This window comes from Burkholderia sp. AU30198, from assembly GCF_020419825.1.
In the GTDB taxonomy this organism is placed as follows: domain Bacteria; phylum Pseudomonadota; class Gammaproteobacteria; order Burkholderiales; family Burkholderiaceae; genus Burkholderia.
Genome location: NZ_JAIZSA010000013.1, coordinates 62,960 through 88,463, shown reverse-complemented (window position 1 = coordinate 88,463; position 25,504 = coordinate 62,960). Strand labels below are relative to the sequence as shown.

Annotated in this window: 23 protein-coding genes; 4 read left to right on the top strand and 19 right to left on the bottom strand. The window is 68.1% G+C overall.

From position 1 onward, the window contains the following. Nucleotides 1-135: 135 nt before the first annotated feature. Nucleotides 136-2,478, bottom strand: coding sequence for an NADP-dependent malic enzyme (locus LGN19_RS25980; protein WP_272931290.1), 2,343 nt, complete (start codon nt 2,476-2,478; stop codon nt 136-138). Nucleotides 2,479-2,613: 135 nt separating this feature from the next. Here LGN19_RS25980 and thiL point away from each other — a divergent pair, with 135 nt between their 5' ends. From thiL to LGN19_RS25965, 3 genes are read left to right on the top strand one after another with little or no spacing between them, the layout of a single operon-like run. Further along, entirely contained in the window at nt 2,614-3,612 is a 999-nt protein-coding gene (thiL, locus tag LGN19_RS25975) for a thiamine-phosphate kinase (RefSeq protein ID WP_226217864.1), read from the top strand. Next, the gene (locus tag LGN19_RS25970; RefSeq protein WP_226217862.1) at nt 3,602-4,135 is read left to right on the top strand and encodes a phosphatidylglycerophosphatase A; all 534 of its coding nucleotides are present in this window, start codon (nt 3,602-3,604) and stop codon (nt 4,133-4,135) included. Before thiL ends, LGN19_RS25970 begins: the two co-directional genes overlap by 11 nt. 32 nt (nt 4,136-4,167) lie before the next feature. Then, nucleotides 4,168-4,668, top strand: a complete 501-nt coding sequence (locus LGN19_RS25965) for a CinA family protein (protein WP_034186407.1) — start codon at nt 4,168-4,170, stop codon at nt 4,666-4,668. A 43-nt stretch (nt 4,669-4,711) separates the two neighbouring features. On the opposite strand, the gene LGN19_RS25960 is transcribed toward LGN19_RS25965, so the two are convergent. The 18 genes from LGN19_RS25960 to mpl form a co-directional block, all read right to left on the bottom strand. After that, nucleotides 4,712-5,770 carry a haloacid dehalogenase-like hydrolase gene (locus LGN19_RS25960; RefSeq protein WP_226217860.1) on the bottom strand — a complete coding sequence of 353 codons (1,059 nt, stop codon included), beginning with the start codon at nt 5,768-5,770 and terminating at the stop codon, nt 4,712-4,714. Between the two features lie 221 nt (nt 5,771-5,991). After that, a complete protein-coding gene (gene pyrF / locus LGN19_RS25955; RefSeq protein ID WP_047899773.1) occupies nt 5,992-6,819 on the bottom strand; it encodes an orotidine-5'-phosphate decarboxylase in 828 nt (275 codons plus the stop codon). A 39-nt stretch (nt 6,820-6,858) separates the two neighbouring features. Beyond that, complete coding sequence (locus tag LGN19_RS25950; RefSeq protein ID WP_174960424.1) at nt 6,859-7,920, bottom strand: aldose 1-epimerase; 1,062 nt, start codon at nt 7,918-7,920, stop codon at nt 6,859-6,861. Nucleotides 7,921-7,969: 49 nt separating this feature from the next. Next, nucleotides 7,970-8,785: an SDR family NAD(P)-dependent oxidoreductase gene (locus tag LGN19_RS25945; RefSeq protein WP_226217859.1), complete on the bottom strand. Its 816-nt coding sequence runs from the start codon at nt 8,783-8,785 to the stop codon at nt 7,970-7,972. A gap of 29 nt (nt 8,786-8,814) precedes the next feature. After that, complete coding sequence (gene araH / locus LGN19_RS25940) at nt 8,815-9,831, bottom strand: L-arabinose ABC transporter permease AraH (protein ID WP_226217857.1); 1,017 nt, start codon at nt 9,829-9,831, stop codon at nt 8,815-8,817. A gap of 70 nt (nt 9,832-9,901) precedes the next feature. After that, nucleotides 9,902-11,413: an L-arabinose ABC transporter ATP-binding protein AraG gene (gene araG, locus LGN19_RS25935; protein WP_174960428.1), complete on the bottom strand. Its 1,512-nt coding sequence runs from the start codon at nt 11,411-11,413 to the stop codon at nt 9,902-9,904. Between the two features lie 67 nt (nt 11,414-11,480). Further along, a complete protein-coding gene (locus tag LGN19_RS25930) occupies nt 11,481-12,476 on the bottom strand; it encodes an arabinose ABC transporter substrate-binding protein (protein WP_205819855.1) in 996 nt (331 codons plus the stop codon). A gap of 102 nt (nt 12,477-12,578) precedes the next feature. Further along, nucleotides 12,579-13,370: an SDR family oxidoreductase gene (locus LGN19_RS25925; protein WP_226217998.1), complete on the bottom strand. Its 792-nt coding sequence runs from the start codon at nt 13,368-13,370 to the stop codon at nt 12,579-12,581. Beyond that, nucleotides 13,370-14,047 carry a 2-dehydro-3-deoxy-6-phosphogalactonate aldolase gene (locus tag LGN19_RS25920; RefSeq protein ID WP_122946596.1) on the bottom strand — a complete coding sequence of 226 codons (678 nt, stop codon included), beginning with the start codon at nt 14,045-14,047 and terminating at the stop codon, nt 13,370-13,372. Before LGN19_RS25920 ends, LGN19_RS25925 begins: the two co-directional genes overlap by 1 nt. A gap of 22 nt (nt 14,048-14,069) precedes the next feature. Continuing rightward, on the bottom strand, nt 14,070-15,095 hold the full coding sequence (locus tag LGN19_RS25915; RefSeq protein ID WP_226217855.1) for a 2-dehydro-3-deoxygalactonokinase: 1,026 nt from the start codon (nt 15,093-15,095) through the stop codon (nt 14,070-14,072). Then, nucleotides 15,092-15,991, bottom strand: coding sequence for an IclR family transcriptional regulator (locus tag LGN19_RS25910; RefSeq protein WP_043191354.1), 900 nt, complete (start codon nt 15,989-15,991; stop codon nt 15,092-15,094). The genes LGN19_RS25915 and LGN19_RS25910 overlap by 4 nt, the downstream gene beginning before the upstream one ends. A 351-nt stretch (nt 15,992-16,342) precedes the next feature. Next, entirely contained in the window at nt 16,343-16,741 is a 399-nt protein-coding gene (locus LGN19_RS25905) for an EF-hand domain-containing protein (protein WP_122944433.1), read from the bottom strand. A gap of 82 nt (nt 16,742-16,823) precedes the next feature. Next, a complete protein-coding gene (locus tag LGN19_RS25900; RefSeq protein WP_226217853.1) occupies nt 16,824-18,434 on the bottom strand; it encodes a S10 family peptidase in 1,611 nt (536 codons plus the stop codon). Between the two features lie 437 nt (nt 18,435-18,871). Further along, nucleotides 18,872-19,609, bottom strand: coding sequence for a monofunctional biosynthetic peptidoglycan transglycosylase (mtgA, locus tag LGN19_RS25895; protein WP_226217851.1), 738 nt, complete (start codon nt 19,607-19,609; stop codon nt 18,872-18,874). Nucleotides 19,610-19,623: 14 nt separating this feature from the next. Then, a complete protein-coding gene (gene aroE / locus LGN19_RS25890; RefSeq protein ID WP_226217849.1) occupies nt 19,624-20,490 on the bottom strand; it encodes a shikimate dehydrogenase in 867 nt (288 codons plus the stop codon). Next, complete coding sequence (locus LGN19_RS25885; protein ID WP_226217847.1) at nt 20,487-22,574, bottom strand: ribonuclease catalytic domain-containing protein; 2,088 nt, start codon at nt 22,572-22,574, stop codon at nt 20,487-20,489. The genes aroE and LGN19_RS25885 overlap by 4 nt, the downstream gene beginning before the upstream one ends. Nucleotides 22,575-22,654: 80 nt before the next feature. Further along, nucleotides 22,655-23,224 (bottom strand): YqiA/YcfP family alpha/beta fold hydrolase, encoded by a 570-nt coding sequence (locus tag LGN19_RS25880; protein WP_043191364.1) that lies wholly within the window; start codon nt 23,222-23,224, stop codon nt 22,655-22,657. Next, on the bottom strand, nt 23,221-24,606 hold the full coding sequence (mpl, locus tag LGN19_RS25875) for a UDP-N-acetylmuramate:L-alanyl-gamma-D-glutamyl-meso-diaminopimelate ligase (RefSeq protein WP_175222941.1): 1,386 nt from the start codon (nt 24,604-24,606) through the stop codon (nt 23,221-23,223). Before mpl ends, LGN19_RS25880 begins: the two co-directional genes overlap by 4 nt. A 246-nt stretch (nt 24,607-24,852) precedes the next feature. On the opposite strand from mpl, the gene LGN19_RS25870 reads away from it, so the two are divergent. After that, nucleotides 24,853-25,497: a UDP-N-acetylmuramate--alanine ligase gene (locus LGN19_RS25870; protein ID WP_122944427.1), complete on the top strand. Its 645-nt coding sequence runs from the start codon at nt 24,853-24,855 to the stop codon at nt 25,495-25,497. The last annotated feature ends 7 nt before the right edge of the window (nt 25,498-25,504 follow it).

Sequence of the window (25,504 nt, the reverse complement as noted above, 5' to 3'; positions counted from 1 at the left end):
ATGTAGCTTGAGGGAAGCGCGTTTGCGCCCTGCCCGCGGCGTGCCCATTACGGGCACGCCTCTTTTTTTGCTTTTGCTTACAATTTCGCCCGACGCGCCACGCCGGTTCGACCGGCCTGGCGCGTTCGTTTTGGCTCAGCGCGTGGCGTTCACGTCGGCGACCAGCAGCGCCGCCATGTTGACGATGCGGCGAACGGTCGCCGATTCGGTCAGCACGTGCACCGGTTGCGCAGCGCCCAGCAGGATCGGCCCGATCGCGATGTTGTTGCCCGCGGCCGTCTTCAGCAGGTTGTACGCGATGTTCGCGGCGTCGATGTTCGGCAGGATCAGCAGGTTCGCTTCGCCTTCCAGCGTCGACTCCGGCAGGATTTCCTTGCGCAGCGCCGCGTCGAGCGCGACATCGCCGTGCATCTCGCCGTCGACCTTCAGCTCCGGTGCACGTTCCTGCAGGATCGCGAGCGTATCGCGCATCTTCTTCGCCGAAGGTGCGTTGCTCGTGCCGAAATTCGAGTGCGACAGCAGCGCGACCTTCGGCTCGATGCCGAAGCGACGCACTTCTTCCGCGGCCATGATCGTGATCTCGGCCAGCTCTTCCGGGGTCGGATCGACGTTCACGTGGGTGTCGACCAGGAAAATCTGGCGGCCCGGCAGCACGAGGCCGTTCATCGCCGCGTACACGCTGCAGCCCGGGCGCTTGCCGATCACCTGGTCGATGAAGTGCAGGTGGCGGTGCGTGGTGCTGATCGTGCCGCAGATCATCCCGTCCGCTTCGCCCTTCTTCACCAGCATCGAGCCGATCAGCGTCGTGCGGCGGCGCATCTCGACGCGCGCGAGCTGCTCGCTGATGCCCTTGCGCGCCATCATCTTGTAGTACGTCTGCCAGAAGTCGCGGTAGCGCTCGTCGTGCTCGGTGTTGACGACCGTGAAGTCGGTACCCGGCGTCAGGCGCAGGCCGTAGCGCTGGATACGGTGCTCGATCACCGACGGGCGGCCGATCAGGATCGGCTTCGCGAGTTTCTCGTCGACGATGATCTGAACGGCGCGCAACACGCGCTCTTCTTCGCCTTCCGCGAACACGACGCGCTTCTTTTCTTCCGGCGCGGCGCGCGCAATCTGGAAGATCGGCTTCATCGTCGTGCCGCTGTGATACACGAACTGCTGCAGATGGACGCGATACGCCTCCATGTCCTCGATCGCGCGCGTCGCGACGCCGCCGTCCATCGCGGCCTGCGCGACGGCCGGTGCGATCTTCACGATCAGGCGCGGATCGAACGGCTTCGGAATCAGGTATTCGGGCCCGAACGACAGATCCTGGATGCCATACGCGGTCGCGACGATGTCGCTCTGCTCGTGCTGCGCGAGCTCGGCGATCGCGTTGACGGCCGCGATTTCCATCTCACGCGTGATCGTCGTCGCGCCGACGTCGAGCGCGCCGCGGAAGATGAACGGGAAGCACAGGACGTTGTTGACCTGGTTCGGGTAATCGGTGCGGCCCGTGGCCAGCACCGCGTCCGGACGCACTTCGAGCGCGAGTTCCGGCAGGATTTCCGGCGTCGGGTTCGCGAGCGCGAGGATCAGCGGGCGCTCGGCCATGCCCTTCACCATCTCCTGCTTCAGCACGCCGGCGGCCGACAGGCCGAGGAAGATGTCCGCGCCGTCGATCACTTCGGCCAGCGTCCGCGCGTCGGTTTCGCGGGCGAAGCGCTCCTTGTCCGGATCCATCAGCTCGGTGCGGCCCTTGTAGACCACGCCCGCCAGGTCGGTCACGATGATGTTCTCGATCGGCAGGCCGATGTCGACCAGCAGGTCGAGACACGCGAGCGCGGCCGCACCCGCGCCGGACGCGACGAGCTTGACCTTCTTGATGTCCTTGTTGACGACCTTCAGCCCGTTCGTGACGGCCGCGGCCACGACGATCGCGGTGCCGTGCTGGTCGTCGTGGAACACCGGGATCTTCATCCGCTTGCGCGCTTCGCGCTCGACGATGAAGCAGTCTGGCGCCTTGATGTCTTCCAGGTTGATCCCGCCGAAGGTCGGCTCCAGCGCGGCGATCACGTCGACGAGCTTGTGCGGGTCCGACTCGTTCAGTTCGATGTCGAACACGTCGATGCCCGCGAACTTCTTGAACAGCACGGCCTTGCCTTCCATCACCGGCTTCGACGCGAGCGGCCCGATGTTGCCGAGACCGAGCACCGCCGTACCGTTCGTGACGACGCCGACCAGGTTGCTGCGCGCGGTGAAGCGTGCCGCGTTCAGCGGATTCTCGACGATCTCCTCGCACGCGTACGCCACACCCGGCGAGTACGCGAGCGCGAGGTCGCGCTGGTTGATCATCTGCTTGGTCGGGGCGATCGCGATTTTCCCGGGGGTCGGGAATTCGTGATAGTCGAGCGCGGCTTCGCGGAGCTTGGCTTTGGAGGAGGCTTGGGTAGACATGTGTCTCGTGACGGGCGGATTAGAATGACTCTTCGACGGCATTGTAGCGCCAATCATCAGCCGCCAAACCGGCGATTCGGGTGCAACAGCCGCGACAAAAATGGTGCAAACGGTGCAGGAACGCCGCCGTTCGCCTCGTACAATGCCGTTCCTTCCATCGTTTCGGATCCGCCCGCCGTGCCAGCCGCCCTCTCCGAGTTTTCGCTGATCGAACGCTTCTTCACGCGCCGCGCCGCGCAGGGCGCACGTGCGTCGACGCTCGGCATCGGCGACGATTGCGCGTTGATCACACCCCGATCCGGGAAATTGCTGGCCATTTCGACGGACATGCTGGTGGAAGGCCGCCATTTCTTCCCCGACGTCGCGCCCGACGCGCTCGGCCACAAGACGCTCGCGGTCAACCTGTCCGACCTCGCCGCCATGGGCGCCGAACCGCGTGCCTTCACGCTCGCGTGCGCGCTGCCGCGTGCCGACGCGGCGTGGCTGGAAGCGTTCAGCAACGGGCTGTTCGCGCTCGCCGAGCGGTACGGCTGCGAGCTGATCGGCGGCGACACGACGAGCGGCCCGCTGAACCTGTGCGTGACCGTATTCGGCGAAGTCGCACCTGACGCGGCGCTGCGCCGCGATGCCGCGCGCGACGGCGACGACGTCTGGGTGTCCGGCACGCTCGGCGATGCGCGCGCGGGGCTCGGCGTCGCCCGCGGCGAATGGACGGCCGGCGCGAACGAAGCGGCCGCATTCCGGCAGGCGCTCGAGCGCCCGGAACCGCGCATCGCGCTCGGCCTCGCGCTCGCAGGCGTCGCGCATGCGGCGCTCGACATCTCGGACGGCCTCGCCGGCGACCTGCAGCACATCCTCACGCGCTCGAACGTGCGTGCCGAGATCGACGCCGACGCGGTGCCGCGCTCGGCCGCGCTCGCGACGCTGCCGCCCGACGTGCAGCGACGCTGCACGCTCGCCGGCGGCGACGACTACGAGCTGTGCTTTACCGCGCCCGCCGCGGCCCGCGCAGCGGTCGAGGCGGCCGGCGCGAAGGCCGGCGTGGCGGTCACGCGAATCGGTACAATACGCGGCTTGTCCGCGCCGTCGGAGCGGCCCGCGATCGCGTGGCGCGACGCCACCGGCGCGCCCCTGGCTCTCACGTTGCACGGTTTCGACCACTTCCATGCAGACTGACCCGACGCCCGCACCGCAGGCGACCGAGCCCGGCGCCCCGCCGCGCCCGACCGCGCGCTTCATGCTGTCGCATCCGGCGCATATCGTGTCGCTCGGCTTCGGCAGCGGGCTCGCGCCGCTCATGCCCGGCACGGTCGGCTCGCTGTTCGGCTGGCTCAGTTTCGTCGTGCTCAACCGCTACCTGACGGTGCCCGAATGGTGGGCGCTGATCGCCGTCGGCTTCGTGGCGGGCACGTGGCTCACCGGTTTCACCGCGAAGAAGATGGGGATGGCCGATCCGGGCGCCGTCGTCTGGGACGAGATCGTCGCGATCTGGCTCGTGATGCTGTTCGTCACGCCCGCGACCTTCGTCGGCCAGCTGTGGGCGTTCGTCGCGTTCCGCTTCTTCGACATGCTCAAGCCGCCGCCGATCCGCTATTTCGACCGCCGCCTGAAAGGCGGGCTCGGCATCATGGTCGACGACCTGGTCGCCGCGTTCATGACGCTGCTCGTGATCGCCCTGTGGCGCTCCGTCGTCGGCTGACCGTTTTTCCCGACTCCCGTTTCCCGACGCGCATGCCAACCGATTCCGTCGTCCATCAGCTTGCGATCCGCGCAGGCAACAAGCTGCGTGACGAGCACCTGACGCTCGCCACCGCCGAATCCTGCACCGGCGGCATGATTGCCGCGGCGATCACCGACATCTCCGGCAGCAGCCAGTGGTTCGAGCGCGGCTTCGTCACGTATTCGAACCAGGCCAAGATCGAGATGATCGGCGTGCCGCCCGACCTGATCGACAAGCACGGCGCCGTCAGCGAGCCCGTCGCGCGCGCGATGGCCGAAGGCGCGCTGCGCAACAGCCGCGCGCAGGTCGCGCTGTCCGTCACCGGCATCGCGGGCCCGGCGGGCGGCAGCGAGAAGAAGCCGGTCGGCACCGTGTCGTTCGGCTGGAGCAACCGGCTGCATACCGACGTCGAGACGCTCGTGTTCAAGGGCGACCGCGAACAGATCCGCACGCAGGCGGCCGCGCATGCGCTGCGCGGGCTGCTGAAGCTGCTCGACGAGCGCGAGGGCTGATCGATCGACGGGCGCCCGCGGCGCCCTCGTCATCGCTTGCCGCTTACTGGATCGCGTCGGGCTTCACGACGATCCAGTTCTTGTCCGCCGTCACCGGCAGGCCGAGCGACTTCTGCTGCGCGGCCGATTCGTCCGACCACGCGCGGATCTGCGCCATCTGTTTGTCCTTCTTGTTCACCCATACGCGCACGCCGCCGCGCGCGACGTCGGTCGCGTTCAGCAGCATGTAGCCGTCGGACGTCGGCGTGTCGCCCGCGACGAGCACCGGCTTCTTCCACTGGTCGATCCAGCCGACGATCGAGCCGAGCTTGCCTTCGTACCAGGTCATCGGGTTCATCAGGAACGGCGTGATCACCAGGCTGCGGTTCGCGGCCTCGTCGTACTTGCCGGCCTTGATCTGCAGCCGCGACGTGGTCAGCGCGCCGGTCGCCGGGTTGCGCAGCAGCGTCGTCACGCCGATCACGTTCTGCGGCTTCACGTTGTAGCCGTACTTCGGGTCGGACAGCACGAGCCGCGCGAGCTCCTCGTGCGCGGCCGTCATTACGTAGACTTCGATGCCGTTCTCGCGCAGCGCGTTGTACAGCTCCTGCATCCCGCGGAAGAAGCGCGGCGGGTTCACCGTGCCGTCGACCACCTTGTCGCCCTGCCAGTAGCGGATCGGGATCGGCTTGCCGTCGGCGAGCATCGCGTCGACGTGACGCTTCAGGTCGGCCAGCGACTGCCCGGCGAACGCCTGCGCGATCCACGGGTAGCAGACCAGGTCGTCGATCTCGCACAGCCGGTAGTAATAGCTCGTCAGCGATTCCTTGTAGTCGGCGGAATCCTTGAAAGGAATCAGCTTCAGCGACGGGTCGAGCGTGTCGCGCGTCAGCACGCCGCGGCTCTCGAGGTACGGCAGCAGCGACTCCTCGAGGTCGTAGCGGTAGGTCGTGTTGTCGGCGTCGAACACCGCGTAGTCGCCGCGGTGCGCATGCGCGGCGATCATCGCGTTCAGCGCCTTCGCGCTGTCGGCCGGCCAGTGCGAGAGATCCGCCGCATGGGCGAAGCTCATGCACAACGATGCGGCAAGCGCGCTCAGAAGACGTCGGGACAGCTTGGGCATGGCGTCGCTCCTTTCTTGACATTTTCGTTACGGATCGATGACAAGCGGGAGCATCGCGCGATTGGCGCGCGGGGATGCGGTGCGGAAGCGACGGGACGTTGTCCGGGTGCGCCAGTGCAGGCCGGGCGGGCGGAAGAGCGGGAAAACCGGAGGGAAGCGGCGGGCTCGCGCGTGGGAGCCCGCCGGAACCGGCTGCCCGGACGGGCAGCCGGCTCGATCCATCAACGATGCGCGTTGATCGTGTCGCGGGTCTTCTGCGCGGCGAGCGCCGCGGCTTCGGCGAAATCCTCGCCGTTGCTCGCGTACAGGATCGCGCGCGACGAGTTGATCATCATGCCGGTGCCGTCGGCCGTGCGGCCCGCGTTGACGGTCGCCTGCACGTCGCCGCCCTGCGCGCCGATGCCGGGAATCAGGAGCGGCATGTCGCCGACGATCCCGCGCACGATCTCGATTTCCTTCGGGAACGTCGCACCGACCACGAGGCCGAGCTGGCCGTTCTTCGCGTTCCACTTGTTCGCCGCGAGGTCGGCGACGACCTGGTACAGCGGCCGGCCGTTCGTGTCGAGGAACTGCAGGTCGGAACCGCCCGGGTTCGACGTGCGGCACAGCACGATCACGCCCTTGCCTTCGTGCTCGAAGTACGGCTCGACCGAGTCGTAGCCCATGTACGGGTTCACCGTGACGGCGTCCGCGCGATAGCGCTCGAACGCTTCGCGCGCGTACTGCTCGGCCGTGCTGCCGATGTCGCCGCGCTTCGCGTCGAGAATCACGGGCAGGCCCGGGTGCTGGAGGTGGATGTGCGCGATCAGGCGCTCGAGCTGGTCTTCCGCACGATGCGCGGCGAAGTAGGCGATCTGCGGCTTGAACGCGCTCGCGTATTGCGCGGTCGCGTCGACGATCTGCCGGCAGAATTCGAAGATCGCGTCGGGCTGGCCGTCGAACTGCACGGGAAAGCGCGACGGCTCGGGATCGAGGCCGACGCACAGCAGCGAATTCGTGCGCTGCCACGCGGCGCGCAGCGATTCGATGAAAGTAAGCGGGGAAGACATGGCGGATACTCGCGGCAAACCGTTGGTAGACCGCGTATTTTACCCGCGTCGCCGGCGCCCTTCGCGCGAAGCCGCATCGCTGCGTGCATCGGCGCGCTCGACGGTGAACGAAAAACGCCGCGTGAGCCGCTCGCCCGGCGCGAGCAGCGTCATCCCGTGCGCGGCCGCGCCACCCGGCAGGTTCACCGCATTGATCGGATGATCGACCGGCTCGAAGCAGAAGAAATCCTCGCCGGGCGGCGTATAGAGCACGTACGCGTCGGCGTCGGCCGCCACCGTCAGCGACAGCCCGCGGCGCGGCCAGCTCACCGTCGCGTGGCCGCCCCAGCCGGTGAACGCGTGATTGACGAGCGCGGCCGGCAGCGGATACGCGACGCCGAACTGCCAGGCCGGCGGCACGCTCACGTGCCGCACCGGCAGGAAATCGGCGCCCGACAGCCACAGCCCGCCGGCCGCCGCGGCCAGCTCGGTCACGGCATCGCGTACCAGGAACGGATGCACGCCGAGCCCGAACGGCAGCCGCGTGCGCCCCGCGTTCTCGATCGTCAGCGCGATCGACAGCGTCGCGTCGTCGAGTTCGAACGACTGGATCGCGCGGAACGCATACGGCGCGCCGGCGGTGCGATCGAGCGACAGCTGCAGCGCCGTGCCGGTCGCATCGTCCACCTGCCACGGCGCGAGCCAGCCGTCGCCGTGGATCGGCAGCGGCTCGTCGCGCCGGTTGCGCGGCACCGCGACGCTACGCCCGTCGCATTCGAACCGCGCGCCGCCGATCCGGTTCGAGTACGGCAGCAGCGGATAGCACGCGAGCTCGTTCGGATCGGTCGCCGCCTCAGGCTGCTCGCAGCGACGGAACACCGGCATCAGCGCGCCGTTGTCACCCCGCCAGTCGAAGCGCGCGATGCCGCCGCCCAGATGCGGCAGCACGTCGAGCCGCAGCGACGCGTTCGACAGCGTGACAGCCGCCGCATGCGCGGCGCCGACGCCCTGCGCGAAGGCAGCCGTCTGCGGGCCGGGGCTGACCGGCTGCGCGGCGGCGGCCAGCCGCGCGCGGCGCGACTGGCTGGTGGACGACGATGCGCGCGAGGACGTGGCGGTCATGATGAACTCCTTTCCTTCGTCGAAGAAACGATGCGGGTCGTGCGAACGGTCAGGCCCAGCCGCCGTCGACGATCACGTCCTGCGCGGTGATCATCCGGCTGTCGTCGGCCGCGAGGAACAGCGCCATGCGCGCGAGATCGGCGGGCAGCAGCTCGGCATCGAGGCACTGGCCGGCCTTGATCGCCGCGCGGCCCGCGTCGTCGAGCCACAGCCGGCGCTGCTTGTCGGTCATCACCCAGCCGGGCACCAGCGAATTCACGCGGATGCCGAACGGGCCGAGGTCGCGCGCGAGCCCGCGCGTGAGCCCTTGCACCGCGGCCTTCGCCATCGTGTACACGGGATAGCCGCCGTTCTTCAGCATCCAGCTGATCGAGCCGAGATTGACGATCGCGCCACCGCCCTGCTGCTTCATGTCGTCGATCACCGCCTGCGCGGCGAAGAACTGGTGACGCAGGTTCACCGCGATGCCCGCGTCGAACGATTCGGGCGTCACATCGCCGATCGCGTGGCGCGCGTCGTTCGCCGCGTTGTTCACGAGCACCGCGATCGCGCCGATGCGCGCGCGGATCGCATCGATCGCATTGCGCAGCGCGTCGATGTCGGTCAGGTCGCACTGGATGAACAGCGGCGCGTGACGCACGTTCGGCACGTGCGCGAGGCGTTCCGCCAGCGCGGCACCGGCCGCCGCGTCGAGGTCGACGAACGCGACGCGCGCACCCTGTTCGGCGAAGTGTTCGACGAACGCCGCGCCGATACCGGTCGCGCCGCCCGTGATCAGCACCGCGCGATCCTCGAGGCTCGGATACCGTGCATAGCGCGCGTGGCTCGCGGTGTGCCGGGCGTGCGCGGAAGTGTCGATGGTCATGCGGTTCGTCTCCGTAAGAGCGGATCGGGTCAGTCGCGGACGCCGCGGTTCTTCAGCTGATCGAGCAGCACGGCCGCGAGCAGGATCGCGCCGCGCACGAGGTACTGGTAGAACGCGTCGATGTTCAGCAGGTTCATCACGTTCTCGACGGTGCCCATGATCAGCACGCCGATCACGACGCCCGAGATCGTCGCGCGGCCGCCCATCAGCGACACGCCGCCGAGCACGCATGCGGAGATCACGTTCAGCTCGAAGCCCTGCGCGGCGTTCGGCTGGCCCGACGTGATGCGCGAGGCCAGGATCACGCCCGCGAGCGCCGTCACCGCGCCCTGGATCAGGAAGATGTACACGCGCGTGCGTTCGACGTTGATCCCCGCGAGCCGCGACGCCTCGGGGTTGCCGCCGATCGCGAGCGTGTTGCGGCCATACACGGTCTGGTTCAGCAGCACGCCGAACGCGATGAAGCACAGCAGCGTGACCCAGATCGGCAGCGACACGCCGAACATCGACAGCCCGCCGAGTGCGATGAAGGTATCCGACGACACGCCGACCGCCTGCCCCTTCGACACGATGAAGCCGAGCCCGCGCACGATCTCCATCGTCGCAAGCGTCGTGATCAGCGCGTTGATGCGCAGGTATGCGATCACCGCGCCGTTCACGAAGCCGATCGCGGCGCCGGCCGCAACCGCCGCGATGATCGCGACGAACGTGTTGTCGGTCGCGTTCAGCACCATCGCGCACAGCACGCCCGAGAACGCGACGGTCGAGCCGATCGACAGGTCGAAGTCGCGCGACGCGAGACAGAACATCATCGTGCACGCGACCATGCCGATCTGCGAGATCGACAGCGCGAGGCCGAGCATGTTGTCGATCGAGAAGAAGTGATCGACGGTGAGCGACATCGTGATGAACATCACCGCGAAGATCGCGATCAGGCTGTAATCGGTCAGATGCTGCCACCACTTCTGGCGGTCGCTCTGTTGCGGCACCAGCGCGTCGGCCGACGGCTTCACGGCGGCGCTGCCAAGGTTTTCGTTGACTTGCATGATGGTGTCTCCTGCTCCTGCATCGCACGGCCCGCGCCGCGCGTGTCCGATTCGATTGTCGTGTTCCGTGTCAGGCCGCCTCGACGGCGCTCGTCTGCGGCAACGCGAGGCTCAGCACCGCGTGCTCGTTCGCCTGTTCGCGCGGCAGCTCGCCCGCGATCCGGCCTTCGCGCATCACGACGATGCGGTCGGACACGCCGAGCACTTCCGGCAGCTCCGACGACACCATCACGATCGCGCAGCCGCGCTCCGCGAGGCGGTAGATCACGTCGTAGATCTCGTGCTTCGCGCCGACGTCGATCCCGCGCGTCGGCTCGTCGAGGATCACGACCTTCAGGTCGGGTTCCGCTAGCCAGCGCGACAGGATCGCCTTCTGCTGGTTGCCGCCCGACAGGAAGCGGATCTTCTGGCGCCGGTTCGGCGTCTTGATCTTCAGCCGCTGGATGAAACGGTCGGCCGTTTCGCTTTCGGCCTTGCGGTTGATGAAGAGCCCCGCGCGCAGCGAATGGCGGCGGCAGCTGATGTTGATGTTCTCCGCGACCGACGCGATCGCGATGATCCCCTCTTCCTTGCGATCCTCGGGGCACAGCACGATGCCGTGGCGGATCGCGTCGCCGGTACGCTTCACGTCGATGCGCGCACCGTCGAGCGTCAGCACGCCCGCGCGCCGGCGATCCGCGCCGTACACGAGCCGCATCAGCTCGCTGCGGCCCGCGCCGACGAGCCCGAAGAAGCCGACGATCTCGCCCGCGCGCACCGCGAAGCTCGCGGGTTCGCGCAATGCCGGGCCGTCGATGCCGTCGGCGGCAAGGCGCACGTCACCGAGCGTGCGCGGTGCGTAATGATAGATATCCGAAATCTCGCGCCCGACCATCTCGGCGACGAGCCGTTCGCGCGGCACGTCGGCCAGCGATTCGTGCGACGCGATCTTGCGCCCGTCGCGGAAGATCGTGCATGCATCGCACAGCCGGTAGATCTCGTCCATCCGGTGCGAGATATAGATCAGCGCGCGGCCCTGCGCGCGCAGGTCGTCGACGAGCTTGAACAGCACCTCGGTCTCGCGATGCGACAGCGAACTGGTCGGCTCGTCGAGCGCGATCACGCGCGCATTGCGCATCAGCGCCTTGCAGATCTCGACCATCTGCCGCTGCGCGATCGACAGCCGCCCGAGTTTCGCGTCGGGATCGAGATCGACGCCCATCGCGGCGAGCCGCTCGCGCACGTAGCGCTTCGCCTCGCGCTTCCTCACCCAGCCGAACGCATTCGGCAGGCGGCCGAGCAGCAGGTTCTCCGCGACCGTCAGGTCGGGCACGTACTGCAGCTCCTGGTGGATCACCGCGATGCCGGCCGCGATCGACGCGGCCGCATTCGCGAATTGCACCGGCTGGCCGTCGACCAGCACGCTGCCCGCATCGGGCTGGTATTCGCCGCCGAGAATCTTCAGCAGCGTCGACTTGCCCGCGCCGTTCTCGCCCATCAGGCCATGCACCTCGCCCGCGTGCACGTCGAACGAGATGCCGTCGAGTGCGCGCACGCCGGGAAAGACCTTGCCGATATTGTCAAAACGCAGAGCCGCTGACACGTCGTCTCCCCACTTCCGGATCGATCGACCGCCGGCCGCCGCATCGCCGCGGCAGCCGGCGGGCCGCTTACTTCGACGCGAGCCCCATCTCGTCGCGCACCTTCGACACGTTGTCGCGCGTCGCGAGCATGCCCGTCGTCAGCGTCAGCGCCGGCGGTGCCTTGCCTTGCGTGATCCACGTGTACATCAGGTCCGAGGTTTCCTCGCCGTGGCGCTTCGGGCTGATGATCACGGTGCCGTAGAAGCCCGTCGGCTGCGGCTTCTTGAACTCGTTCAGCGCCGAGTCGGAGCCGCCGATGCCGATACCGATCATGTTGTCGGCCTTGAAGCCGCGCCCTTCAGCCGCGCGCACCGCGCCGAGCACGGCCTCGTCGTTCAGGCCGTACGCGACCCAGTGCTTGAACTGCGGGTTCTTCGTGAGGGCGATGTTCGCCGCGTTGAACGCGTTTTCCGTGTCGGTCTTCGCCTGCGGCGCCGCGATCACGTTCGCCTTCGGGAAGCCGGCGGCCACCAGCGCGTCGGTCGCGCCGCTCGTGCGGTCGTGCGCGGTCGGCAGCTGCTCGTAGGTGATGTCGATCGCGCCGACGTCCTTCATGTCCCAGCCGCGCTTCTTGATCTCGGCCGCGATGCCGTCGCCGACCTGCTTGCCGATGTTGTACGCGGAGATCCCCATGTGCGGGACCGCCTCGATCGGCTTGCCCGCGCCATCGACCAAGCGGTCGTCGACCGTCATCATCTTCAGGTTGTGCGACTTCGCCTTCGCGACGATGCCCGGCCCGAGCTTCACGTCCGGCGTGCAGATGATGAAGCCCTGCGCCTTCTGCGCGGACAGGTTGTCGATCGCGCTCATCACCTTTTCACCGGACGGCGCGCCGATCTTGACGAGCGTGAAGCCTTTTTGCTTCGCCGCCATCTCGGCGAACTTCCACTCGTCCTGGAACCACGGCTCTTCCGGCTGCTTCACGAGGAAGCCGATCTTGACCGGATCGGCCGCATGCACGACGGGGCTTCCGATCACCACCGCGGCCGCGGCAGCCAGCGTTACGAACGTTCTGCGTTTCATCTCCAGTGTCTCCTTGTCTTCATCGAACAGGATGCAGCCGCTTGTTGGTTTCGACGCAGCGTGCGCGCGGCCGTCGCACGTGCGGTCTTTCGAATCGTTGCGTCAGTCGTGATACAGCGCCGCGCGCCCGCCATCGACGGTGATGCACGCGGCATTGATGAACGGCGCCTCGTCGGACGCCAGGAACACGGCCGTCATCGCGACCTCCTCGGGCCGGCCGATCCGCTTCATCGGCTGCAGCGCGAGCGTTTCGGCGCGTGCGGCGGCAGGGTCGGGTTGCGCGTCCCACCAGTCGCGCGTGAGCTGCGTCTCGATGTAGCCCGGCGCGATCGCGTTCACGCGCACGTTGCGCGCCGCGTATTCGATGCCGAGCGCACGCGTGAGGCCCAGCACGCCGTGCTTCGCGACCGGATAAGGAAAGCAGCCCGGGATGATCCTGAACGCGTGCGTCGACGCGATGTTCACGATGCTGCCGCGGCCGCGTTCGACCATCCCCTCCAGCGCCGCGCGGCAGCCGTGCCACACACCGTCGAGATCGACCGCGAAGCAGCGGCGCCAGTCGTCGTCGGTCATCGTCAGCGGATCGGCGAACACGTTGATGCCCGCGTTGTTCACCAGCACGTCGAGCGGGCCGAATGCCGCCTCGGTCTGCGCCAGCGCATCGCGCACCGCGTCCTGCCGCGCGACGTCCGCCTGCAACGGCAGCACGCGCGCACCGGCGATCTCGTGCGCGATCTCGTGCGCGATCTCGGCCGCCGTGCGCTGCGCCTGCGGGAAGTCGAGATCGACGAGCGCGACGGCCGCGCCCTCGCGAACGAACGCGCGGGCGATCGCGGCGCCGATCCCACGGCCCGCGCCCGTCACCATCGCGACCTTGTCCGCGAGACGGCCCATCATGCGGCTCCGCCGCGCGCGACGCGCAACCCGGCCTGGAACGCGCGCGCGTTCGCCGCCGTCGTGTCGGCCGACTGGCCGGGCCGGTACAGCGCCGAGCCGAGCCCGAAACCGTTCGCGCCGGCGCTGAGGAACGGCTCCATGTTGTCGGGCGAGATGCCGCCGACCGGGATCAGCGGCACCGCGCGGTCGATCACCGCGCGCCACGCCTTCACGACCGGTACGCCCAGCTGCTCGGCCGGGAACATCTTCAGCACGTCGGCGCCATTCGTGAGCGCCGCGAACGCTTCGGTCGGCGTCGCGACACCCGGCGCGCTCGCGAGGCCGCGCTCGCGTGCACGGCGGATCACGGCCGCGTCGCTGTGCGGCATCACGATCAGCGCACCGCCCGCGTCCTGCACGCGGTCGACATACTCGGCGCGCAGCACCGTACCCGCGCCGACGATCGCGTCGTCGGGCAACGCACGGCGCAGCGCCGCGATGCTGTCGAACGGCTCCGGCGAGTTGAGCGGCACCTCGACGATCCGGAAGCCGGCTTCGTAGAGCGCATGGCCGTGGTCGGCCGCTTCGGCGGGCGTGATCCCGCGCATGATCGCGATCAGCGGGCATGCGTCGAACGCGCGCATCAGCGCGGCGTGGGGCGTGTACGGCGCGGGCAAGGTCAGGTCGGACGGCATCGAAGGTTCCTCTGCAAACAGTTCATTGGTCGGCGCAGACGGGCTCGCCATCCGCGCGCACGAGCCCGGCGCGCGACGCGATCCGCCACAGGCCACGCTCGGTCGCATGCGCGACGACGCGCGCGTGCGGGTGGCCGAATTCCTGGAGCGCATCGGCGTAGCGCGCACACAGACCGTCGTCGCCGATCAGCCGCAGCGGCTGGTCCGCGAGCGCGACGCCGCGCTCCGCGAGCATCGCGTCGAGCGCGTTGAGCTCATGGCCGATCAGCAGGCCGGACAGGTAGTCGCCCTGCGCATCGGGCGCAAGCCGGTCGGTCAGGCCGAGCGTGCGCGTGCTGAAGATCGTCGCGAGCAGCCCGGTGTGCCGCGCGCCGCGCGCGACCGAGACGCCGCGCACGAATGCCGCGCGATCGGGTGACGCGCCGGCGCGCATCGTGCGGCCGAGGATCGTGTGGTCGCGCAGCACCGCGAACAGCTCGCCCGTCATGAAGGTCTGGAAGCGCTCGATCAGCCCGTCCCTCACCCACGCCCATTTCGCATGGGTGCCCGGCAAGCCGATCAGTACCCCTGAACGATCGGTGCCAAGCATGGGATCGCTCGCGAGTGCACCGACTATCTGCGTTTCTTCGCCGCGCATCACGTCGGGCAGTTCGCCCGTGACAATGACGCCCGGCACGATCGAGATCGTCGTGCCGCGCGACGTCGTCACCGTGATGAGGCCCGCGACGAGCGCGTCGGCGCCGGCCGGCACCGCGACGTACGGCGCCTCGCGCCAGCCCTGCGCGCTGCCGACCATTCCGGCGGCGAGCACCGGGAGGCCGGGCGTACGGTCGAGCCAGTCGCCGCACGCTTCCTCGAATACCGTGTCGAACGCGCGCGCGCCGCCGCCGGGCACCTGCATCACGCCCGCCGGGCGGCTGCGCGTGTCGATGAGCGCGCCGTGCGCATCGTACAGGTAAGCGCGCAGCGACGTCGTGCCCCAGTCGAGCGCGATCAGCGACGGGGGGGCGGAGCTGGCATCCGGAACGGGCCGGGTCGAAATCGTCATCGTTTGATCCTGCGGGTACCCTGCGGCGGGCTCCAGCCCAATTCCGCGGAAATGGCTCGCGCTTCGCGCTGCACGAGCGGAATCAGTTCGTCCATCCGGTCGTGCGGCATGTACGGAATCGTGCTCGCCACCGACACGGCCGCGACGATCGCGCCCGACGCATCGCGGATCGGCGCGGCCACGCAGCGGATCGACGCCTCGTTCTCCTCGAGATCGAACGTGTAACCGCCGGCCGCGTAATGCGCCATGCGCTGCAGGAACGCGCTCGTCTCGGGCCGGTTGTCCGGCTTGAAATTGACGCCGGCAAGCGCCCGCCGGGCGGCTTCGAACAGCGAGCGCCACGTGTCGGGATCGGTGTCGAGCATCATCGCCTTGCCGATGCCGGTCGACGCGAGCGGCATCCGGTGGCCGACGCGCGAGCGCATCTCGAGGCCGCGCGTGCCGGGAATCTTGTCGATGTACAGCACGTCGTCACCGTCGCGCACGCCGAGATGGATCGTGTCGAGCGTCGCTTCCGCGAGCGCTTCGAGGTGCGGGCGCGCCACCGCGGTGAGCGGCATCTGCTCGAGCGCGATCGTGCCGAGCTCGATCAGCTTCGGGCCGAGCAGGTAGCCGCCCTGCACCTGGCGCAGGTAGCGCGCCTGCACGAGGCTGCTGACGAGGCGGTGCGTGGTGCTGCGCGTCGTGCCGAGCGCGGCGCCGATCGCGCGCATGTCGCGCGCGCCGTTCGCGATCGCCTCGAGGATCGCAAGACCGCGCAGCAGCGTCTGCGTACCGGCCTGCTGGGCAGCGAGATCGAGCGGCGTGCTGGTCGCGCCGATGCTGTCGGTCAGCGATGCATCGTCCGGCGTCGCGCGCCGGGCGTCGAGGGCAAGTGAGTCGGGCATCTTGGTCATGTGGAGCGGGCTTCTTCAACGGAACCGGTGAAGCCGTTCGTACGATGCCGGAGCGGCGTCCGGCAGCGCGACGAGGCGGCGGTCGATGCACCGAGTAAAGCGCCCGGCGAACTTCATGGAAGGTGTCTCCGTGTGCGTCGGGCGCCGCGCGATGCGTGGGTCCGAAGCTGTCGATGTGCTTCGGATTGTAGGAGCGCATGCACTCGTCTCCAATATTTGAATGCGTTGCCCAGATAATGAGAATTCGGCGTGAATCGGCCGTGTCCGCGACGTAACGGCGGCGCCATGTGCACGGGGGCGGAACCCGCTGTGCCGCAGGTTCCGCCCCCGTTTGCTCACCGCGCGCCGCGCTTACTGCTGGCTCGTGCTGCGTGCCTGCATGTAGCGCTGGACGTCCGCGAACGACACGCGGCCGTTGCCGCCCGAGTCGATCTGCCGGAAGTGGTTCGCGACATAGCCGAGGCCGGCCGCGCGTGCCTGCGACTCGGTGATCGCACCCGTGTTCTGCGTGTCGGCTGCGCTGAACTGCCGCGCGAGCTTGCGCACCACCTGCGCATGCAGCGCGGCGCCCGTCGTCTGCGTGCCGGCGGTCGGCTTGCGCGCGGCCGGCGGCACGTACGGATCGCCGAGCTGCGCCTGGCGCGCACGCGCCGGTGCGGCGGCGTCGCTTGCCTGCGCGAACGCGGATACGGATGCTGCGGCGCCGACACAGGCGAGCGCCGCGGCAACGACGATGAAACGATTCTTCATATCAGGCTCCAGTCTGGAATGAGGTCGTCGACGGCAGGCGCGGTGCCACTGCGGGCGCGCGTCGCCTGCCCTGCGCATCGCATCAGTGCGCGGCCGCGTTGTAGAAGGTCACGAGGTCGGCCTTCTCCTGCGGACGCGACGTGTCGTCGAGATAGACCATGTGTCCGCCCTGATAGTCCTTGATCGTCAGGTTCGGTTGCGTCCCGAGCCGCGCGAGGTCGAGCTCGGTCTGGTAGAACGGCGTCGCGATGTCGTGATACCCGTTCAGCGACAGCACCTTCAGTTGCGGATTCAGCGACAGCGCCGCGGCGAGATCGGGGATCGTGTCAGGCATCGCGAGGCCGTCGTGCGTCCAGTCCCACGTGTTGATCGCATTGCTGCTCAACGAATACGCCGACTGCGCGGTGTACTTCAGCTCGTTCGGCAGGTACTTGCCGATCGTGTCGGTGAACGGCTGCGTGATGTACGTGCTCGACGGATCGCCGCCCGACGCCAGCGGGCTCGACACCGGCACGTTCACGCGCGCGTCGTAGCGGCCGATCAGCGTGCCCGGGATCAGCGACAGCTGGAAGCTGTTGTCGAAGAAGGTCGGGATCACGTTGAAGTCCGCATTCCACAGCGACTGCTTCACGCCGGTCGAATTCACCATCGTCGTGACGAGGGTCGGCGGCGGCGGCGTATGGCTCGCCAGGTACGCGTTCACGGCAGGCGCATAGCTGCCGGCCGTCAGCAGGCGCATCTGGTCCGCATACGGCGGCAGGCTCGACGGGTTCGGGTTGTCGAGCTGGTAGTACGCGCCGACGGTGCCATACGACGGCACGAAACCCGCGCAACTCACCGGGCTCGATCCGTTGTTCGAGTTGCCGATGTAGTCGCTCGCCATGTCGCAGTTCGTGTTGTAGTTCAGGATCGACGACTGCAGCACGATGCCGTCGAGCTTCACGCCGGCCGTCTCGAGCAGGTTCGCAAGCACGTCGGTGCGCGGCGTGCCATACGACTCGCCGAACAGGTATTTCGGCGAATCGTTGCGCTGGTTCACGGTGATGTAGCGCGTGACGAAATCGCGGAACGCGCCGCCGTCCTGGTCGACGCCCCAGAACGTCTGGTTCGTGTTCGGTGCGACCGCTTCGGAGAAGCCGGTGCCGATCGCATCGACGAACACGAGGTCGGTCGTGTCGAGCAGGCTTTCCTGGTTATCGACGAACGGGAACGTCGACGTGTTCGCGTTCGGGTCGCCCGTCTGGATCCGGCGCGGGCCGAACGAGCCGAGATGCAGCCACACCGATGCCGAGCCGGGGCCGCCGTTGTACAGGAACGTGACGGGCCGCTTCGCCGCGGGCTGGTTGTCGGCCGTATAGGCGACGTAGAAGAACGATGCTTCGGGCGCGCCGGTCTGCGGATTGCGCGCGACGAGGTGGCCGGCCGTGGCCGTGTAGCGGATCGTCTTGCCGTTGAGTGTGATCTGGTGATGCGTGACGGCGGCCTTTTCAACCGCGGCGGAGGCGTCGAGCGACGCGTTCGCGCTCGACGAATAACTGTTCGGATCGTTGTACGCCCTGTCCACCTGACTGGCGGGATCGGCTGAGTTGTCGGCGCTGGCAGCAGCGGACGATGTCACGTCGTCGTTGCAGGCCGTCAGAATCAGCGAAGAAAACACCACTCCCAACAACAGCTTCGCTTTGCTCGCTGGCATCGTTGCGTTCCTTCTCTCGGATGTTTTTTGTGTCGAGCAGCCGGATAAGCCGCCCCCCGCCTCGAATGCGGCCGATAAGCCGAGGCGCTGGCCAATATACGCGAGCCCGTCAGCTTTGAAAAATTTTGAAATATTTGGCCGGCGACCGGTGCGGCGCACACCTTTCAGGAATACTTCGATTTACGAAACGTTGCATTTCACGTGCCTTTCACCGGCTTTCGCGTTTAGCCGAGGATGCTAAAAATCCTCGAATTTCGTGCCATATCAGCGAACAAAATCGCACGGCGTCCGGTATTGCTCAGCAAAACGAAATAGACGAATTCGTCTAAAGGATGTGGCCCGAAATGCGCGCGACACGAATGCGCTGCGGCGCACCAACGACCCACGAGCGGCGCACGGATGGCGAAACGGTCAATGCGACGGCGCGAGCGCGCCGTTCACTCGGATTGCGGCAGCGCGGCCGCACCCATCCGGCGGGCAATGACTGCCGCGCGCTGCGCCTGGTAGGCCGAGCCGCGGTGCGCGTCGAACCAGCGAGGCTTCGGCAGCATCACCGCGAGACGCGCCGACTGCCACGCACCGAGCCGGCTCGCGGGAATCTTGTAGTAATAGCGTGCGGCCGCCTCGGCGCCGTATACGCCGCGGCCCCACTCGACGGAATTCAGGTAGATCTCGAAGATCCGCTCCTTGTCGAGCACCGTTTCGAGCATCCACGTGATGATGAGCTCCTGCCCCTTGCGGATGTAGCTCTTCTCGCGCGACAGGAACAGGTTGCGCGCGAGCTGCTGCGTGATCGTCGAGCCGCCTGCGACGATCCGGCCGCGCGCCTTGTTCTTCTCCCACGCCTGCAGGATCGCGTCGACGTCGTAGCCGTTGTTGGTCGCGAAGGTCGAGTCTTCCGACGCGATCAGTGCGCGCTTCAGGTTGCGCGAGATCTGGTCGTACGGCACCCACTGGTGCTGGATCTGCGCGGGTGGCTTGTCGCGCGACAGCCACCACGCGTCGGTGCGCATGAACGCGGTCGAGCCCGGGTTCACGAACGACCACAGCGCGATCTGCACGAGATAGAACAGTTGCGTCGCGAGCCATGCACCCGCGAACACCGATCCCGCATAGACGATCCAGCGGGTCGGGCTCACCGTCCGCGTGTGCTGCGTGTCGCTCACCGCTACCACGTGCCGCGCTCCGTTCAGCTCGCCGCGAGCGCCTGGCGCAGCGCGGCCAGCACCGGTGCGCCGTCCGGCCGCACACCGCGCCAGATGAAGAACGATTCGGCCGCCTGCTCGACGAGCATCCCGAGCCCGTCGGCCGTGCGTGCGCCGAGCGACGCCGCATGCTGCATGAACACCGTCGGCTGCGCGCCGTACATCATGTCGTACGCGAGCGTGCCCGCTCCGAATGCGGCCGCGTCGCACGCCGGCAGTGCGGCATCGAGGCTGCCGGCCGTCGCGTTGATCACCACGTCGTACGGCTGGGCGCGCACCACGTCGGGGCCGCCGCCCGCGAGCGTGCAGCCCGCATCGTGCGCCGCCTGCATGAACTGGCCGACGAGCGCCTCGGCCTTGCTCGCGGTACGGTTCACGATCGTGATCGACAGCGGCGCACGGTCGAGCAGCGGCAGCACGACACCGCGTGCCGCGCCCCCCGCGCCGAGCAGCAGGATGCGTGCGCCCGCCAGCGACACGCCGAGATTCGCTTCGATGTCGCGTACGAGGCCGACACCGTCGGTGTTGTCGCCGTGGATGCGGCCGTCGGCGTCGATGCGCAGCGTATTCACCGCGCCCGCCGCTGCCGCACGCGGCGACAGCGTGTCGGCGAGTGCATGCGCTTCGAGCTTGAACGGCACCGTCACGTTCGCGCCGCGCCCGCCTTCGGCGACGAATGCCCGCACGGCCGCCTCGAAACCGTCGACCGGCGCGAGCCGGTGCGCGTATTCGACCGGCTCGCCCGTCTGCGCGGCGAACTGCGCGTGGATGAACGGCGACTTGCTGTGCGCCACCGGGTTGCCGAAAACGACATAGCGGTCGGCGCCGCTCGTCGACGCAGCCGTGGTCATGATGCGCGCCCCTCTTCGCTGGCGTTGCCGCCCGCGGCTTCGCCGCCTTCACCGGCCGCCGCGCCGTCCGCTTCCGCCAGCGCTTCCGCCTCGGTTTCGGCCGTCGCGTCTTCGACGTCGATCAGCGTGTCGTCGCCGCCTTCGGCGTCATCCTCTTCCTCTGCCGAATCGCCGCTCGTCACGGTCGGCGCGTCGAGCACGTTCAGCAACCGCACCGACGCCTCGATCGTCAATTCGTCGAGCGACATCACGTCGAGCAGCACGCGCGTGCCGCGCGCATGCACGCCGAGCCCCGGCACGTGCAGCAGCAGCGGAATTTCCTCGAGGCGCACGAGGTCGCCCTTCACGACGCTCGCGACGACGTGCTTCTTCTGCTCCTGCGCGAGCCAGCGCAGGCACCAGAAATACTCCATCCGGCGCTGGTAGTCGGCGTAGGCCGTATAGGTGTCGTCGAAGCCCTGCACGACTGCGTACAGGTCGGCGTCCTTCGGCTTGAACGGTGCGGCGAGCTTCGCGGTGACGCCATGCTGCACGCACGCGAGCAGTTGCCACTGGTTCACGAGGTCGACGTAGCGGCGCAGCGGCGACGTGCTCCACGCGTACTGCGCCACACCGAGGCCTTCGTGCGGCGCGGCCGTCGTCTGCATCCGCGTGCGCTTCGGGCCCGGCGCGCCGAAGCCGCGCTGCGAGCGGTAGATACCCGGCACCGTGTGGTCGTGCAGGAACGCGCCCCAGGTCGAGTTCGCGAGAATCGCGAGCTCCGACACGATCAGGTCGAGCGGCGACCCGCGACGGCGCGGCGTGATCGACACGTGCTCGCCTTCGACGTAGAAGTTGTAGTCGGTGTTGCGCTGTACTTCGCGCTTCAGGCCATAGCCCGCGCGCGCAACCTGGCGCTTCTCGAACAGCGCCTGCGCGAGCGGCCACAGCACGGCGATGTCGTCCTTGTGCGGATAGTCGCCGGTGCCGGCCGCGAGCGTCTCTTCGTTGACGAGCTCGTCGAGGTGGTTGTGCCGCAGGTTGTTCTTCACGAACACGAGCTCGGCGCGCGTCTCGTTCGCGACGATCTCCTGCGTTTCGCGGTTGACGATGATGTACAGCGACAGCGCCGGGCGGTAATCGCCCTCTTTCAGCGTGAACACGTCGACGACGTCGTCCGGCAGCATCGTGATCTTGTCGCCCGGCATGTAGACGGTCGACAGGCGCGTGCGCGCGATCGCATCGACCGCGTCGCCGCGCACGATGCCGAGCGCTGGCGCCGCGATGTGCACGCCGATCCGCACACGGCCGTCGGACAGGTGCTCGACCGAGAACGCGTCGTCGATTTCGGTCGTGGTGATGTCGTCGATCGAGAACGCCTGCACGTCCGCGCGCGGCAGGTCGTCCGGCAGCGCGCCGACCGAGACGGCCGGAAAGCCCGTGCCGTGCGGGAAGAACTCCGCGAGGAAGCGCGCCTCGTGCAGCGCACGCGGCGACGCGATGCCGCCGCAGTCGAGCATCAGCCGCGCCGGCGACACGCCGCGCGCGCCGGCCGCCGCTTCCATCGCCTTGTATTCGATCGCGTTCTTGTCCGGCCGCGTCAGCAGCCCGAGCACCTTGCCCGCGAATGCGTCCGGCAGCTTGCCGGCCTTCAGTTCCTCTTCATACTGCACCTGGACGAGCGCCTGCTGGCGCTTGCGCTCGAGCGACGCGAGCGCCATCTTGAGCTGCTCTTCCGGCGCGCGCTGGTACTGGCCGCGCCCCTTGCGGCGGAAGTAGACAGGCGAGCCGTGCAGTCGCAGCACCAGCGCCGCGCGCTCGACCGGGCCGTACGTCGCACCGAAGTATTCCGCGGCCAGCGCCGTATACGCGAACTCGTCGGCCGGCGCGCATTCCCACAGGAAATCCAGATCGATCTGCTGCGCGGCCGTGTCGGCCTCCTGCATCAGTTCGCCTGCGGCCGGCTTGTCGAATTCGATCAGCACGTCTTTTGCGCGCACCTTCGCCCGCCGCCCGCCGGGCAACTCGACCTGAAATGCGTCACCCTGGCGCGACAGCACGCTGCCCGCCTTGAAACTGCCCGATTCCTCGAAGAAAACGTTCACTCAGTACTCTCGTTCAGACTGCCGGGCGCCGCGTCGGCGGCGCCGCATGATGATGGGAATTCGATCGGCCTATGGCCGGTTTAAGACGTCTTTCCGTCGCAAAAGGCGAGAACGTCGTCGACATAGTCGGCAAATTCGCTGATCCCGTGATCGCTGCCTTCGATCACGCGTGTTTTCGCGCCCGGGTAATGCGCGAGCATCTCGCGGTAATCGAGTACTTCGTCACCGGTCGCCGCGAACAGATAGTAGCGTTCGGCACGCGTGATCGCCGGCACGCGCAGCGCATCGAGCTCATGCAGGTGACGGCGCTCGACGACGATCGTGCCGCCGCCGTGATACAGCGGCTGTTCGCCGAGGTGCTGCTCGAGATCGCGCTGCGGCACGATGGCCGGATTCAGCAGTACGGCCTTCCAGCCGTGCTTTTCGGCCAGCCAGGTGGCGTAATAGCCGCCAAGCGAGCTACCGACGACGGTCACGTCGCGCGCGCCGGCCACTTCGGCCTCCGCGACCGCGATCGCTTCGAGCGGCGACACCGACAGCGACGGGCACCGCCACTCGTCGGTGCGCCCGAGCTCGGCCATGCGCGCGGCGAGCTGACGCGACTTCTGCGATTCCGGTGACGACCGGAAACCGTGCAGATACAGGATCACGTGCGGCTCCCGAGCGCATCGAGCAGCTTCTGGTGCACGCCGCCGAAGCCGCCGTTGCTCATCACGAGCACGTGGTCGCCCGGGCGGGCCGCTGCGACGACGGACTTCACCAGCAGGTGCAGATCATCGAACGCGTGCGCTTTGTCGCCGAGCGGCGCCAGCGCCTCGGCCAGATTCCAGCCGAGCGCGTCACGCCCGGTCGGCGCGCCGTAGCCGAACACGAGATCGGCGTCGGCCAGGCTCGCCGGCAATTGCGACTTCATCACGCCGAGCTTCATCGTGTTCGAGCGCGGCTCGAGCACGGCGAGGATGCGGGCATTCTCGCTGCCGATGCGCGCACGAAGGCCGGCGATCGTGGTGTCGATCGCAGTCGGATGGTGCGCGAAGTCGTCGTAGACGGTCACGCCGTCCACGCTGCCGCGCACTTCCATGCGGCGCTTCACGTTGCGGAACGATGCGAGGGATTCGGCAGCCTGCGCGGGCGGCACGCCGACGTGGCGCGCGGCGGCGATCGCCGCAAGCGCGTTCATCCGGTTGTGATCGCCCTGCACCTGCCACGCGACTTCGCCGACGCGTTCCGCGTGCGAATACACCGCGAAGCGCTCGTCGACCGGCACGCCGTCCTCGGCCGGCAGCGCCTGCCAGCCGCCGTCGACGCCGAAGCGCTCGACCTCGCTCCAGCAGCCGCGCGCCAGCACGCGCTCGAGCGCGTCCGAGCGGCCGTTCGTGACGATCCGGCCGACCCCGGGCACGGTGCGCACGAGATGATGGAATTGCGTCTCGATCGCTGCGAGATCCGGGAAGATGTCGGCGTGATCGAATTCAAGGTTGTTCAGCACCGCGGTGCGCGGCCGGTAGTGGACGAACTTCGAGCGCTTGTCGAAGAACGCGGTGTCGTATTCGTCGGCCTCGATCACGAAGAAGCTCGAATCGGTGAGCCGCGCCGACACGCCGAAGTTCAGCGGCACGCCGCCGATCAGGAAGCCCGGATTCAGGCCCGAGTCTTCCAGCAGCCACGCAAGCATCGACGACGTGGTCGTCTTGCCGTGCGTGCCGGCGACCGCGAGCACCCACTTGCCGGCCAGCACGTGCTCGCCGAGCCACTGCGGGCCCGACACGTACGGCAGGCCGCGATCGAGGATCGCCTCCATCAGCGGGTTGCCGCGCGTGACGACGTTGCCGATCACGAACAGGTCCGGTTTCAGGTCGATCTGCTCGGCGCCGTAGCCCTCGATCAGCGTGATGCCCTGCGCCTCGAGCTGCGTGCTCATCGGCGGATAGACGCCCGCGTCGCAACCCGTCACCGTGTGGCCCGCCTCGCGCGCGAGTACGGCGAGACCGCCCATGAAGGTGCCGCAGATGCCAAGAATGTGGATGTGCATAGATGAATGCTTTCGCGCCGCCGGGCGCCGTCGATTCGGAAAGGATGTGTGTGCGGCGCACCGGACGGGCCGTGCGGCCGGCGCCCGGCCAACGGCCTTTGCCGCGACACAAAGATCACTATTGTAACTGACGGCCTGCCGTGCCCGGCGGCCCGAACGCTGCGCGCGAACGGCGCCGGTACGCCGTACGGCAGGCCGCCGCACCCGCGCTCGGGCCCTGCGGCGATCGAGTATGATTGCCGGATCATGTCTCGCAAAACCCTTCTCGACCCGCGGCGCGTCCGCGAGGAAATCGCCCAATCCGCCGCCCGCCTGATCGCGGAGGACGGCCTGGACTATGCCGGCGCGAAACGCAAGGCTGCGCGCCAGTTGCTGGGCGACACGCGCGTTGCCGGCGAATGGCTGCCGGATAACGATCAGATCGAGGAAGAACTGCACGAGTACCTCGCCCTGTTCCAGAGCGACACGCAGCCGGACGAACTGCGCCGCCTGCGCGAAGTCGCGCTCGACTGGATGCGCCGGCTCGCCGAGTTCCATCCTTATGTGACGGGTGCCGTGCTGAACGGCACCGCGAACGCGCATTCGGATATTCACTTGCAGGCATTCACCGACAACCCGAAGGACGTCGCGATCTACCTGCTGAACCAGAACGTCCAGTACGACGTATCCGAGACGCGGCACTTTGCAGGCCGCGCCGATGTCGAGACGCTCAGTTTCCTGTGGCGCCCGCGGCGCGACGTCGATGCAATCGGCATCCACCTCGCGCTCTATGCGAGCGACGACCTGCGCGGCGCGGTCAAGGCCGACGCGCGCGGCCGGGTCGCCCGTGCCGATGCCGCCGCGCTGCGCGCGCTCGTCGAAGCAGGCAAGGCCCCTTCCGAACCGGAATGATTCAACG

Bases quoted from the DNA above. Each gene is read 5' to 3' on its own strand.
- LGN19_RS25980 (WP_272931290.1), bottom strand. From the start codon at position 2,478: ATGCCGTCGAAGAGTCATTCTAATCCGCCCGTCACGAGACACATGTCT.
- LGN19_RS25970 (WP_226217862.1), top strand. From the start codon at position 3,602: ATGCAGACTGACCCGACGCCCGCACCGCAGGCGACCGAGCCCGGCGCC.
- LGN19_RS25965 (WP_034186407.1), top strand. From the start codon at position 4,168: ATGCCAACCGATTCCGTCGTCCATCAGCTTGCGATCCGCGCAGGCAAC.
- LGN19_RS25960 (WP_226217860.1), bottom strand. From the start codon at position 5,770: ATGCCCAAGCTGTCCCGACGTCTTCTGAGCGCGCTTGCCGCATCGTTG.
- pyrF (WP_047899773.1), bottom strand. From the start codon at position 6,819: ATGTCTTCCCCGCTTACTTTCATCGAATCGCTGCGCGCCGCGTGGCAG.
- LGN19_RS25950 (WP_174960424.1), bottom strand. From the start codon at position 7,920: ATGACCGCCACGTCCTCGCGCGCATCGTCGTCCACCAGCCAGTCGCGC.
- LGN19_RS25945 (WP_226217859.1), bottom strand. From the start codon at position 8,785: ATGACCATCGACACTTCCGCGCACGCCCGGCACACCGCGAGCCACGCG.
- araH (WP_226217857.1), bottom strand. From the start codon at position 9,831: ATGCAAGTCAACGAAAACCTTGGCAGCGCCGCCGTGAAGCCGTCGGCC.
- LGN19_RS25930 (WP_205819855.1), bottom strand. From the start codon at position 12,476: ATGAAACGCAGAACGTTCGTAACGCTGGCTGCCGCGGCCGCGGTGGTG.
- LGN19_RS25925 (WP_226217998.1), bottom strand. From the start codon at position 13,370: ATGGGCCGTCTCGCGGACAAGGTCGCGATGGTGACGGGCGCGGGCCGT.
- LGN19_RS25920 (WP_122946596.1), bottom strand. From the start codon at position 14,047: ATGCCGTCCGACCTGACCTTGCCCGCGCCGTACACGCCCCACGCCGCG.
- LGN19_RS25915 (WP_226217855.1), bottom strand. From the start codon at position 15,095: ATGACGATTTCGACCCGGCCCGTTCCGGATGCCAGCTCCGCCCCCCCG.
- LGN19_RS25910 (WP_043191354.1), bottom strand. From the start codon at position 15,991: ATGACCAAGATGCCCGACTCACTTGCCCTCGACGCCCGGCGCGCGACG.
- LGN19_RS25905 (WP_122944433.1), bottom strand. From the start codon at position 16,741: ATGAAGAATCGTTTCATCGTCGTTGCCGCGGCGCTCGCCTGTGTCGGC.
- LGN19_RS25900 (WP_226217853.1), bottom strand. From the start codon at position 18,434: ATGCCAGCGAGCAAAGCGAAGCTGTTGTTGGGAGTGGTGTTTTCTTCG.
- aroE (WP_226217849.1), bottom strand. From the start codon at position 20,490: ATGACCACGGCTGCGTCGACGAGCGGCGCCGACCGCTATGTCGTTTTC.
- mpl (WP_175222941.1), bottom strand. From the start codon at position 24,606: ATGCACATCCACATTCTTGGCATCTGCGGCACCTTCATGGGCGGTCTC.
- LGN19_RS25870 (WP_122944427.1), top strand. From the start codon at position 24,853: ATGTCTCGCAAAACCCTTCTCGACCCGCGGCGCGTCCGCGAGGAAATC.